Annotated in this window: 12 protein-coding genes and 1 tRNA gene; 8 read left to right on the forward strand and 5 right to left on the reverse strand. The window is 68.1% G+C overall.

The features are described from left to right. Positions 1-9 precede the first annotated feature (9 nt). Together secB and WQQ_RS08175 are read left to right on the forward strand one after the other, a co-directional pair. Complete coding sequence (gene secB / locus WQQ_RS08170) at positions 10-537, forward strand: protein-export chaperone SecB (RefSeq protein ID WP_007184669.1); 528 nt, start codon at positions 10-12, stop codon at positions 535-537. Positions 538-555: 18 nt separating this feature from the next. Continuing rightward, positions 556-1,554: an NAD(P)H-dependent glycerol-3-phosphate dehydrogenase gene (locus WQQ_RS08175; RefSeq protein WP_007184670.1), complete on the forward strand. Its 999-nt coding sequence runs from the start codon at positions 556-558 to the stop codon at positions 1,552-1,554. A gap of 10 nt (positions 1,555-1,564) precedes the next feature. On the opposite strand, the gene WQQ_RS08180 is transcribed toward WQQ_RS08175, so the two are convergent. Further along, positions 1,565-2,263 carry an extensin-like domain-containing protein gene (locus tag WQQ_RS08180; RefSeq protein WP_007184671.1) on the reverse strand — a complete coding sequence of 233 codons (699 nt, stop codon included), beginning with the start codon at positions 2,261-2,263 and terminating at the stop codon, positions 1,565-1,567. Between the two features lie 121 nt (positions 2,264-2,384). On the opposite strand from WQQ_RS08180, the gene WQQ_RS08185 reads away from it, so the two are divergent. Then, positions 2,385-4,226 (forward strand): ABC transporter ATP-binding protein, encoded by a 1,842-nt coding sequence (locus WQQ_RS08185; protein WP_007184672.1) that lies wholly within the window; start codon positions 2,385-2,387, stop codon positions 4,224-4,226. 24 nt (positions 4,227-4,250) lie between these two features. On the opposite strand, the gene WQQ_RS08190 is transcribed toward WQQ_RS08185, so the two are convergent. The 3 genes from WQQ_RS08190 to WQQ_RS08200 are packed head-to-tail and all read right to left on the reverse strand — an operon-like array spanning position 4,251 to position 5,679. Then, the gene (locus WQQ_RS08190; RefSeq protein ID WP_007184673.1) at positions 4,251-4,859 is read right to left on the reverse strand and encodes a hypothetical protein; all 609 of its coding nucleotides are present in this window, start codon (positions 4,857-4,859) and stop codon (positions 4,251-4,253) included. A gap of 31 nt (positions 4,860-4,890) precedes the next feature. Continuing rightward, a complete protein-coding gene (gene trmL / locus WQQ_RS08195; protein WP_007184674.1) occupies positions 4,891-5,355 on the reverse strand; it encodes a tRNA (uridine(34)/cytosine(34)/5-carboxymethylaminomethyluridine(34)-2'-O)-methyltransferase TrmL in 465 nt (154 codons plus the stop codon). A 21-nt stretch (positions 5,356-5,376) separates the two neighbouring features. Further along, positions 5,377-5,679 (reverse strand): putative signal transducing protein, encoded by a 303-nt coding sequence (locus WQQ_RS08200; RefSeq protein ID WP_007184675.1) that lies wholly within the window; start codon positions 5,677-5,679, stop codon positions 5,377-5,379. A 114-nt stretch (positions 5,680-5,793) separates the two neighbouring features. On the opposite strand from WQQ_RS08200, the gene WQQ_RS08205 reads away from it, so the two are divergent. Further along, positions 5,794-6,111 (forward strand): hypothetical protein, encoded by a 318-nt coding sequence (locus tag WQQ_RS08205; RefSeq protein ID WP_007184676.1) that lies wholly within the window; start codon positions 5,794-5,796, stop codon positions 6,109-6,111. Between the two features lie 173 nt (positions 6,112-6,284). On the opposite strand, the gene WQQ_RS08210 is transcribed toward WQQ_RS08205, so the two are convergent. Next, on the reverse strand, positions 6,285-9,104 hold the full coding sequence (locus WQQ_RS08210) for a M16 family metallopeptidase (RefSeq protein WP_192812969.1): 2,820 nt from the start codon (positions 9,102-9,104) through the stop codon (positions 6,285-6,287). A 108-nt stretch (positions 9,105-9,212) separates the two neighbouring features. On the opposite strand from WQQ_RS08210, the gene ampD reads away from it, so the two are divergent. The 4 genes from ampD to WQQ_RS08230 all read left to right on the forward strand — a co-directional run bounded on the left by ampD (position 9,213) and on the right by WQQ_RS08230 (position 11,880). Continuing rightward, positions 9,213-9,809: a 1,6-anhydro-N-acetylmuramyl-L-alanine amidase AmpD gene (gene ampD, locus WQQ_RS08215; RefSeq protein WP_083844464.1), complete on the forward strand. Its 597-nt coding sequence runs from the start codon at positions 9,213-9,215 to the stop codon at positions 9,807-9,809. A gap of 4 nt (positions 9,810-9,813) precedes the next feature. After that, entirely contained in the window at positions 9,814-10,704 is an 891-nt protein-coding gene (ampE, locus tag WQQ_RS08220; protein WP_007184679.1) for a regulatory signaling modulator protein AmpE, read from the forward strand. Between the two features lie 225 nt (positions 10,705-10,929). Continuing rightward, positions 10,930-11,001 (forward strand) — tRNA-Val (locus WQQ_RS08225). 78 nt (positions 11,002-11,079) lie between these two features. Further along, entirely contained in the window at positions 11,080-11,880 is an 801-nt protein-coding gene (locus WQQ_RS08230; RefSeq protein ID WP_040453216.1) for a cobalamin-binding protein, read from the forward strand. Positions 11,881-11,930: the final 50 nt, after the last annotated feature.

An 11,930-nucleotide genomic window follows, 5' to 3' on the forward strand; every position in this document is an offset into this window, starting at 1 on the left:
TTTTGCCTCATGGCTGCAGACGCCCCCAATGCCGTCCCCACCAACGCGCCGCAGGCCGATGCCCGCCAGGTCGCGCTGCAGAAGTTCTACGTCAAGGACGCGTCCGTCGAAGTGCCGCTGGCTCCGCAGATCTTCACGCGCCCCTGGCAGCCGCAGGTCGACGTCAACGTCGGCACCGCGGTGCAGCCGCTCGGCGACGATCAGTTCAACCTCACGCTGACGGTCACCGTGACCGCCAAGCTCGGCGAAGACATCGCCTTCCTCGTCGAAGTGCAGCAGGCCGGCATCTTCGTGGCGCGCGGCTTCACCAACGAGAACGAGCGCGCCGCGATTCTCGCCGGCTACTGCCCGAGCCTGCTGTTCCCGTTCGCCCGCGAAGCGGTCTCCGATTTCGTGCAGAAGGCGGGCTTCCCGCAGCTGCTGCTGCAGCCGATCAATTTCGAGGCGCTGTTCCTCGAGCACGTGAACCGCCAGCGCGCCGCGGCCGCCGGCCAGGCCGGGGCGGACGCCAACGTCAACGTCCAGGTCAGCCACTAGTCGGCGGACCCGCACGCCATGAAAAGCATCGCCGTCCTCGGCGCCGGCTCCTACGGCACCGCGCTGGCGATCCAGCTCGCGCGCCGGGGCACGCCGGTCAGCCTGTGGGGACGCGATGCCAAGGCGCTGGCCGAGATGGAAAGCCGCCGTCTCAACGAACGCTACCTGCCCGAGGCGCATTTTCCGGTCGGCCTGACTGCGAGCTCCGAGCTCGGCGCGGTACTCGCCGAGGCCGACGAGGTGCTCATCGTCGTGCCGAGCCAGGCGCTGCGCGAGACGCTGCGCAAGATCGAGCCGATGCTCAAGCCCGGCCAGGGCATCGCCTGCGCGATGAAGGGCATCGAGGCCGGCAGCGGCAAGCTCGTGCACGAAGTGGTCGCCGAGGAGCTCGGCGACAACCGGCCGCTCGCGATCATCTCGGGCCCGACCTTCGCCAAGGAGCTCGGCCTGGGCCTGCCGACCGCGGTCACCGTGGCTTCCACCGACACCGCCTACGCCGAGCGCATCGCCAATGCCCTGCACGGCGACGGCTTTCGCGCGTATACGGCCAGCGACGTCGTCGGCGTCGAGATCGGCGGCTCGGTCAAGAACGTGCTCGCGATCGCGGTCGGCATCGCCGATGGCCTCGGCCTCGGCGCGAATACGCGCGCGGCGCTGATCACGCGCGGGCTCGCCGAGATCATGCGGCTGGGCCAGGCCATGGGAGGCCGCGCCGAAACGCTGATGGGCCTGTCCGGCCTCGGCGATCTGGTGCTGACCTGCACCGACAACCAGTCGCGCAACCGCCGCATGGGTTTGCTGCTGGCCCAGGGCAAGACCGTCGCCGAAGCGACGGCCGAGATCCAGCAGGTGGTCGAAGGCGTGCGCGTGGCGCCCGAAGTGCGTCGCCTGGCCGAGCGCCACAAGGTCAGCATGCCGATCACCGACGTGATCTGCCGCGTGCTGCTCGGCGAGATTTCGCCGGTCGAGGCGGTGCGCAGCCTGGCGACACGGCCCTCGAAGGCCGAGAACCAGTAAGGCCGCCGCCTCAGCGGCACAGGCCGAAGCCGCCGCGATCCAGATGCAGGTGATCGCGATGCGCGGCGTTGTAATCCGGGCTCAGCACCGTGCTGAAACTGTCGCAGGCGCCGTCGCGAATCTCGTGCAGGAAGGCCGCGTCCACGGCCTCGCCGTCCCAGTCCGCCGCGATGCGCACGCGATGTCCATTGGCGAGCACCACGCCGGCGAAATCGAAGGCATCGGCGGTGGCATGGCGGCTGCGCCTTCCCTGGCGGCCGGCGATGTCGCGACAGGCATAGCTGCCGAAGTGCTCGATGCGGGCGACCGCCGAGCCGTAGTGACGCTGCGCCGCCGGCTGCAGGCGGTGGCGCTCCCATAGCGACAGGGCCACCGCGCTGCGACAGGACAGCGTGAACGCCTCGACGCGCGCACTCGTGGCGTCGATGCGCACCGCATTGCGAAAGCCGCAGCCCGCGCCGGTGTCGCGGTCCTCGACCGGCGTGTAGCGCAGCGCGGTCTGCGCGAGCACGGCGCGGCATTGAGCGTCGTCGCGGTCGAGCCGTCGCAGCTTGAACGCGGTGAGCCAGTTCGGCGCCTCGTCCACGCGCAGCGGTGCGAACGGATGGTGGCGATCGGGAATGCGCAGCAAACCCGCCGCCGAGGCCCAGGCGAGCGCGCCCGCTGCGGTGACCGCCATCGCCAGCCCGCACCATCGGCGCTTACGCATCGCATGTCCGCCTAAAAAAGATCACCGCTGCGACCGCCGCCGGCGCCACCGGGTTCATCGAACTGAGTCATCGAGCCGAGCCGTCGAGACAGCATCGGCTCGGCCGGGCGATCATGCGCGCATGATCTTTCGCTGGTTCGAACGCCTCGTCGACCCGTTCGTAGACGGCTCCGACGAGATGCCGCCGCAGACGCTGGCCGCCTTCTACGCGCACTACCTGCGCCCGATCGCGCCGATCCTCGCGGCGCTGCTCGCACTGGGCCTGGCGGTCGCGCTGATCGAAGTGCTGCTGTTCGACTTCCTGTCGACGCTGATCGACTGGACCCAGGCCGCGGCCTCGCCGGAGGCCTTCTTCGACGAGCACGCCGGCGCGCTCGCGGCGATGGCGGTGACCGCGCTGCTGCTGCGCCCGCTGTTCAACGCCCTGCACGACCTGCTCGTGCACCAGGCCATCGAGCCCGGGCTGACCGCGCGCATGCTCTGGCAGCAGCACCGCTACGTGCTGCAGCAGAGCTTGTCGTTCTTCCAGAACGATTTCGCCGGGCGCATCGCCACGCGCATCCTGCAGACGGCTCCGGCGCTGCGCGAATCGGCGGTGCAGATCGTCGATGCGATCTGGTACATCCTGGTCTACGTGAGCCTCGCGGGTCTGCTGTTCGTGCAGGCCAACGGCTGGCTGCTGATGCCGCTGCTGCTGTGGGTTGCGGGCTATCTGCTGCTGCTGCGCGTGTTCGTGCCACGGCTCGAAGCGCGCTCGGCGGCGGCCTCGGAATCGCGATCGAAGCTCGGCGGGCGCGTGGTCGACGGCTATTCCAACGCGCTCACGCTCAAGCTGTTCGCGCACACCGAGCGCGAGCAGGCCTACGCGCGCGAGGCGATCGCCGAGTTCCGCGACGACACCCGGCGCATGACGCGCACGGTGACGACGATGGACGTCGCGATGACCGTGCACAGCGGCCTGCTGATCGTCGGCACGCCGGCGCTCGCGCTGTGGCTGTGGAGCCGTGGCCTGGTCAGCACGGGCGACATCGCGCTCGCCACCGGCCTGGTGATCCGCATCGTCAACATGTCGGACTGGATCCTGTGGACGGTGACCGGCATCTTCGAAAACATCGGCACCGTACACGACGGCATGCGCGCGATCTCGCAGCCACGCCAGGTGACCGACCGCGCCGACGCGATGCCGCTGCGCGCAGAGCGCGGCGAAATCCGCTTCGACGACATCCGCTTCCATTACGGCCGCCGTGGCGGCGTGATCGAAGGCCTGTCGCTGAGCGTGCGCGCGGGCGAGCGCATCGGCCTGGTCGGGCCTTCCGGCGCGGGCAAGACCACGCTCGGCAACCTGCTGCTGCGCCTGCACGACCTCGAAGGCGGTCGCATCCTGATCGACGGCCAGGACATCGCTGCGGTCACCCAGCAGAGCCTGCGCCGGCAGATCGGCGTGGTCACGCAGGATTCTTCGCTGCTGCATCGCTCGATTCGCGACAACCTGCTCTACGGCCGGCCCGATGCCGACGACGCGGCGATCGCCGAGGCGCTGCGCCGCGCGCAGGCCGACGGCTTCGTGCACGCGCTCGTCGATGGCGAAGGGCGGCGCGGGCTCGATGCGCACGTCGGCGAACGCGGCGTGAAGCTCTCGGGCGGCCAGCGCCAGCGCATCGCCATCGCCCGCGTGCTGCTCAAGAACGCGCCGATCCTGCTGCTCGACGAAGCCACCTCGGCGCTCGACTCCGAAATCGAGGCCGCGATCCAGGCCAGCCTCGACGAGCTCATGCACGGCAAGACGGTGATCGCGATCGCGCACCGGCTGTCGACCATCGCCCGACTCGACCGGCTGGTGGTTCTGCAGCAGGGACGCATCGTCGAAGCCGGCACGCATGCCGAACTGCTCGAAGCCGGCGGGCTCTACGCGCGGCTGTGGAATCGCCAGGTCGGCGGCTTCATGCCGACCGCGACCGAATAAGGGCGGAGCCGAACGTCCGCCCGCTTACGCCAGGAACAGGTAGGCGAGCCCCACCAGATAGCCCGCGCAGCCGATCGCGACTTTGTGCCGCGCATCCCGCAGGCGCGCGATGAAGGCCGAGAACAGCAGCGACAGCACGAAGTAGTACGGCACCACCTGGATCGAGGTCAGGTGCCAGAGATCGCCGGGCAGGTAATAGAAGTAATAGCGGCCCAGGATCGCCAGCATGCCGAGATTGGCGATGATCTCGAGCAGCGGCCCGGCGCTCGCGTGCTTGAGCAGCAGCGCCGCGCGGCGCAGGCCGGGGCGCGGTTTCCATTGCGCCAGCGCCTGCTCGCTCAGATACACATGCCAGCCGTACAGCGGCCAGATCGCGAAGTTGTACAGCGAGGTATAGCCGCCGTGCGTCGGCGCGACGCGGTACTGCCAGAGCTGCGCGCCGAACAGCTCGAAGTGCAGCCGGCCGATCAGCACTTCGCTGACGATGCAGATCGGAAACGCCAGGCCCATGTAGAGCCCGATGGTCGGCGCATCGAGCGCCAGCGGCCGCCGCGCCAGCAGCACGCGCCAGAGGGCGTAGATGACGGCAAAGCCGAAGACGAAGCCGCCGGCGCCCTTGAGCAGCAAGCTCATCGCAGGAAATTCATCGCAGCAAGCTCATCGCTCATTCCCCGCCATCGAAACCGCGCTGACGCCAGGCTTCGTACACGGTGATCGCGACGCTGTTCGACAGGTTCAGGCTGCGCGAGCCGGGCCGCATCGGCAGGCGGATGCACCGCTCCGGGCCGAGTTCGTCGAGCAGCGCCTGCGGCAGGCCGCGCGTTTCGGGGCCGAACAGCAGCACGTCGCCGTCGCGGTACGGCATCTGGTCGTGGCGGCGGCTGCCGCGCGTCGACAGCGCGAGCAGGCGCGCATCGCCGATGGCGGCGCGGAACGCGGCGAAATCCGCATGCAGCACGATGGTCGCCTGATCGCGATAGTCGAGCCCGGCGCGGCGCATGCGCGCGTCGTCGAGCGTGAAGCCGAGCGGCTGGATCAGATGCAGGCGCGCGCCCGAATTCGCGCACAGCCGCATGACGTTGCCGGTGTTCGGCGGAATTTCGGGCTGGTACAGCGCGACGTCGATCATTCGGCGGTTCGGGAAAGAGACTTAAGCGGGGCGGTCGAGGCCGCAGTTCCAGCAGAGTTCGAAATGCTGCGGCACGTCCTGGCCGCAGCCGCAGCGCCAGATCGAGTGGATCAGCGCGCGGCGTTCGTACTCGCGCAGCAGCGCGCGAGCGCGTGTTTCGTCGGCCGGGTCCAGCAGGTACAGGCGCGGATATTCGAGCGGCAGTTCGCCGCGCGCGGCCCACAGGAACGCACCGTCGATGCGCACCCCGATCTCGTGCTGGGCGAGATAATCGGCCACCAGCTGGGCTTCGACGGGATCGGCGGCGAGGTAGAGCGCGGGCATGCGCGGGAGCATCGACACGGCGTGGCGGAGCGTCAAGCCGCGGCCCGGCTTGCGATTGACACTGTAAAACGGCGGCGCCTAGTCTCGACCACTTTTCGCCCAGGCTTTTCCGACATGAAATCCCGCTCGTTCGTCATCTCCGCGCTGGTCACCGCGGCGCTCGTCGTCGGCACCGCCAATGCGCAGTCCGATTCCAGCAGCCCGTACAACGACAGCCTCGACAACTCGCCGTCCGCCGGCGCGATGGCCTTCGACCTGATCCTCGTGCGCCCGATCAGCCTGGTCGCGACGGTACTCGGCTCGGGCCTGTTCATCCTGAGCCTGCCGCTCGCGCTCGTGCAGCGCGATGCCCCGATCGCCGCGGCGAACAAGCTCGTGGTCGAGCCGGCGCGCTACACCTTCGATCGTCCGCTCGGGGTGATGGAGCAGTAGGAAAGCATCGAGCCTGGGGCGATGGAGCAAGCAGCCGCCTCGCTCCCTCTCCCCGGGAGAGGGCCGGTGTGAGGGATTCTCCGGCACAGCCCAGTTCGGCTATCCACTGAGAATCCCTCATCCGCCCTTCGGGCAGCATCGAACGGTGGGAGAAGGCTTTGAAGCGCCAGCCTTCAACGCAGCACTTTGCCGTCCGCGTCGAGCACCTTCACCTCGCCGAGCTTGAGCGCGCGCACCGGCGCTTCGATCTTCGACAGGTCGCCGACGATGACCCAGGTCAGCTGATCGGGCTTGAGGAATTTCTTCGCCGCCGCATCGGCCTGCTGCGTGGTCATCGCCTCGACCTTCGGCACGAGGTCGTTGTAGTAGCTGTCGGGCAGGCCGAACTGCAGGATGTTCAAGTACGAACCGGCCACTTCGCCGGCGGTTTCGTTGTCGCCCGGCAGGCCGACCACGAGGTTGTCGGCCGACAGCTGCAGCTCGGTTTTGCTCACGCCCTTCTTGCCGACGAAGCCGCGCAGCTCGCGATCCATCTCCTTGATCGATTCGACGGTCTTGTCGGCCTGCACCGGCGCATAGGCCAGGAACGGACGCGGCCCCTTGGTGGTGCCGAGCACGCTGCTGGCGCCGTAGCTCCAGTGCTTGTCCTCGCGCAGGTTGAGGTTCAGGCGCGACATGAACATGCCGCCGAGCACGTTGTTGGCGAGCGTCATCGCCAGATCGTCCGGATCGTTCTTCGGCGGTGCGATCGAGACGGCGGAAACCAGCGTCTGCGCCGCACCGGTCTTGTTGATCAGGAACACGCGCGGAGCCGCCGGAGCCGCGACTTCGGCCATATTCTTCTTCGGCAAAGCAGCGGCCGGCGCCTTCCAGTCGCCGAGGCGCGCTTCGAGCAGCGGCTTGATTTCGGCCAGCGTGGTATCGCCGACGATCAGCAGCTGCGCATTGTCCGGACGCACCCAGCGCGCGTAGAAGGCTTCGAGATCGTCGCGCGTGAGCGCGGCCACCGCGGCCTCGTTGCCGTTGCCCGAGCGCGGGTTCGAGTAGGCGTGATCGGGGCCGTAGATCAGGCCCGGATAAAGGCGCGTGAGCAGGCCCACCGGCTGCGATTTTTCCTGCGCGATCGCGGCGAGGCGCTGCTGCTTCATGCGCTCGAGCTCATCGGCCGGGAAGTTCGGATGCAGCAGCACGTCGGCGAACAGATCGAGCGAGGGCTTGAGCTGGCGCTTGAGCGCGTTGAGGCCGATCAGCAGCGAATCCTGGTTCGCGGTGGCCGCGATGCGGGCGCCGAGGTCTTCGGACTCGGCCGCGATCTGCTGCGAGGTCTTGCTGTCGGTACCTTCGTCGATCATATCGAGCATCATCTTGGCGGTGCCCGCGCCGATGCCGAGATCAGCCGAATAACCCGCGTCGACCATCAGCGAAGCCTGCACCACCGGCACTTCGTGGCGCTCGGCGAGCAGCACGCGCAGGCCGTTGCTCAAGGTCGTGCGCTGCAGCGGCGGCAATTTCAGCGCGGGCGCATCGCCGGGCTTGGGCAGCTTGGACCGATCGGCGCCGGTCTTGGCCGTGGTGTATTCGGGAAACGGTTCGACGGTCAGCGTGAAGCGGCCGTCGGAGAGCCAGTCGCGCGTGGTTTGCCGCACTTTTTCGGGCGTGGCCGCGAACACCCAGTCGAGCTCTTTCTTGTAGTAGTCCGGCGAGCCGCAATAGACCTGGTATTGCGCGAGCTGGGACGATTTGCCGGTGAAGCCGTCGACGCGCTCGAGGCCTCGCACGAAGCTCGATTCGAGGCCGATCTTCACGCGCTCGAGTTCCTGCTCGGTCGGGCCGTCCTTCAAAAAGCGCGTGAGTTCTTCCTCGATCGCCTGCTCGACTTTCGCAGTCTCCACGCCCGGTGCGACGGTGGTCATGAGCTGCAGCTGCGAGCCGATTTCGAACGGGCCGATGCCGGCGCCGACATCGGTTGCGATGCGGTCGCGATAGACCAGGCGCTGATACAGCCGGCTGTTCTTGCCGTTGGCCAGAATCTCGCTCGCGGCCTGCAGCAGATTGGTGTCGTAGGCGCAGAAGCCCGGCACGTTCCAGGTTTGATACAGCCGCGCCTGCGGCACGCGATCCTGGATCGTCGAGCGCTTGTTGCCGCTCATCTTGGCGACCCAGTCGCCATGGCGCTCGCGCACCGGGCCGGACGGAATGTCGCCGAAGTAGTGCTCGACCTTCTTGATCACCTCGTCGGTGTTCACGTCGCCCGCGAGCACCAGCACCGCGTTGGCCGCGCCGTAGTTGTCGGCGAACCACTGCTTCACGTCGGTCAGCGTGGCCGCGTTGAGATCGGCTTCCGAGCCGATCGTGGTCCACGAATACGGATGGCCGGCCGGATAGGTTTCGCGCGCGATCAGGTCGTCGACCTTGCCGTAGGGCTCGTTCTCGCCCTGGCGCTTTTCGTTGAGCACCACCTCGCGCTGCTCGTTGAGCTTCTTCTGGTCGATGGCGCCGACCAGATGGCCCATGCGATCCGATTCCATCCACAGCGTCATGTCGAGCGCCGAGGTCGGCACGTTCTCGAAATAGTTGGTGCGGTCGTACCAGGTGGTGCCGTTCATCTTGCTCGCGCCGACGGCTTCGAGCGGGCGGAAGAATTCGTCGTCGAGATGCTCGGAGCCGTTGAACATCAGGTGCTCGAACAAGTGCGCGAAGCCGGTGCGGCCCGGACGCTCGTCCTTGCTGCCGACGTGATACCAGACGTTGACCGCGACGATCGGCGCCTTGTGGTCCTCGTGCACGATCAGCGTCAGCCCGTTGGGGAGGATATGCTTGGTGTACGGGATATCGAAGGCCTGCGAGCGCGCAGCCGAGGCTTTCGGCGGCTTGGCCGCATCGGCCAGAGGCGTGGCGGCCGAAGGGGTCGAAGCATCGGGCTTGGTCGAGGCGGAACCCGCGCAGGCCGCCAGAGCACCCGACAACAACATGCACGAGAGCGGCGAGCGCAGGACTCGCGCGGCGAGACGATCCAGAGAAGGCATGGACAATTCCGTTGGAAATTTTTCTGAGGCAGGGATGCATTGTGCCGCGCTCGCAGCGGCAGGGCTCAGATCGTGATGCGCTTTGCTAGTTCCGTGGACGACAAAACGGGCTGGCGAGTCGAGCGGCATCGGCTGGGCGGCGCGCGCCAACGGCCCTCGCCGCATTTCGACGAGCGGCCCGCCGAGACCGGCGCGATCGAGCTGCTGGTGATCCACGCCATCTCGCTGCCGCCCGAGCAGTTCGGCGGGCCGTGGATCGACGCGCTGTTCGCCGGCACGCTCGATCCGGCCGCGCATCCGTACTTCGAAACCATCCAGGGCCTGCGCGTGTCCGCGCATTGCTGCATCTTCCGCGACGGCAGCATCACCCAGTACGTCGATTTCGATCGCCGCGCCTGGCACGCGGGCGCCTCCGAATGGCGAGGCCGCACGCGGGCGAACGATTTTTCGATCGGCATCGAACTCGAAGGCAGCGACACCCAGGCCTTCGAGCCCGCGCAGTACGAGACGCTCGCGGGCGTGACCTCCGCGCTGCTGGCCGCGTATCCGACGCTGTCGCGGGATGCGATCGCGGGGCATTCGGACATCGCCCCGGGCCGCAAGACCGACCCGGGCCCGCACTTCGACTGGGCCGGCTACCGCACCCGGCTCGCCTCGCTGCTGGCATCATGAGCCCATGCAGCTGATCGCGATCCTGTTGGCGCTGGGCCTCGAACGCCTGCTCGGCCAGCTGTCCTGGTGGGGCCAGCCGTTCCTGCAGCAGACCACGCTGCGCGGAGCGCGCAGGCTCATGCCGTGGCCGGCGATCTGGCGCAGCCCGGTGATCGTACCGATACTGCTGCTGCCGCCGATGGCGCTGACTGCCGCGCTCGAAAGCCAGATCGAAAACCCGTTCGTCTCGCTGGCCTGGTCCACGCTCGTGCTGCTGCTGTGCCTGGGCCCACGCGATCTCGCCGACGACATCAACAGCCTGATCGCGGCCCGCAACGCCGGCGACACCGCCACCGCCACGCGCCTGGCCCGCGCGCTGCAGCGCGGCCCGGAGCCCGACGCGAGCCATCGATCGCTGATCGGCGCGCTGTTCATCCAGTCGCACGAGCGCCTGTTCGGCGTGCTGCTGTGGTTCTTCGTGCTCGGACCGGTCGGCGCCGTGCTGTACCGCGTCGCAAGCCGGCTGCCGCGCCTGCTGCACCAGGAGGGCGAAACCCTGGGCGCGCAGTTCGCCGATACCCTGCACGGCCTGCTCGCCTGGATCCCCGCGCGCATTACCGCGCTGCTGTTCGGCCTCGCGGGTAGCCTCGACGACGCGCTCAAGGCCTGGGCCCGGCTGCGCAGCGACCCGGTCTTCAACCGGCAGGCCGGCTGGAGCCGGCAGACCTGGGCGATCCTGGCCGAGATCGCGATCGGCGGCCTCGAAACCGATGGCGAAGACGGCGGCGGGCCTGCATTGCCGCCCACCTTCGAAGCGACCTTGTCCGAAGTGCAGAGCCTGCAGACGCGCGCGCTGCTGATTTTGCTCGCGTTCTTCGCGTTCTTCGCGACGGGGGCCTGGGTGAGTGGGTTTTGATGGGCTTGGGTCGCGGGGGTTTTTGTTGGGCTGCTCCTCTTTTCACTTGGTGGATCAGAGGGCGGACAGCGGGTATGGCATCCCCTCTCCCACTTGTGGGAGAGGGTGGTCCGCAGGACCGGGAGAGGGGTAGCCCGGAAAAGGGGCGGACTTTTCAGACGAACCCTCTCTCCCCGCCTCCGGCGGGACTCTCTCCCGCAAGCGGGAGAGAGGAACAACGAGGAGGGAAGGTTAGCTCAGTGGTAGAGCACTGCATTCACACTGCAGGGGTCGCAAGTTCAAACCTTGCACTTTCCAGAAGTAACGCCCGACCGGCGAGGTCAAAGCTCTCAGCGCCGAGCAGCGCTCGCCATCGCAACCGCAACCGCAACCGCAATGCTGGCAATGGCAGCGCCCGCTCGAGCAGCCCGCGTCGTCGCCATCGCCCCCCACCTCGCCGAACTCGCCTGCGCCGCCGGCGCCTGCGACCAACTCGTCGGCCGGGTCGCCTACAGCGACTACCCCGCCGACGTGGCGAAACTGCCCAGCGTCGGCGACGCCTTCGCCCTCAACGCCGAAGCCCTGCTCGCGCTGCAACCCGACCTCGTCATCGCCTGGGACGGCGGCACCCCCGCCGCCACGCTGGCCCAGCTCCAACGTCTCAAGCTCAAGACCCTGAGCCTGCGCGTCAACCGGCTCGACGACATCGAAGCCGCCCTGATCACGCTCGGCGAGCAGCTCGGCACCCGCGAACCAGCGCGCAAGGCCGCAGCCGACTATCACACCCGCATCGAAACCCTGCGCAGCCGCTACGCCCACGCGCGTAGATTGCGCGTCTTCTACCAGATCGAGGCCGACCCGATCTTCACGATCAACCACGACAGTCCGATCAGCCAGGCGCTCGCGCTGTGTGGTGGAGACAACGTGTTCGCCGACCTGCCGCAACTGGCCGGCGCGCTCGGCCGCGAAGCCGTGCTGCAGCGCGACCCGGACGTGGTGATCTGGGGCGACAAGGACGACGTCGCCGGCATCGAGGGCTTCTGGAAGCGCTGGCCCGCGGCCAAGGCCACGCGCAGCGGCAATCTCTACGCGGTGAGCTCCGACAAGCTCGCGCGCGCCACTCCGCGCATGGCCGAAGGCGCTGCCGAACTGTGCGCGGTGCTCGATCTGGCGCGCGGCAAAGCACTGCCGCGCTGATCGCGGCCGGTGCGCCGTGTTCCGGCGTAGTTCAGCCTCGACCCGCAACA

Origin of the sequence: Hydrocarboniphaga effusa AP103 (genome assembly GCF_000271305.1) — a bacterium.
Taxonomy (GTDB): Bacteria; Pseudomonadota; Gammaproteobacteria; order Nevskiales; family Nevskiaceae; genus Hydrocarboniphaga; species Hydrocarboniphaga effusa.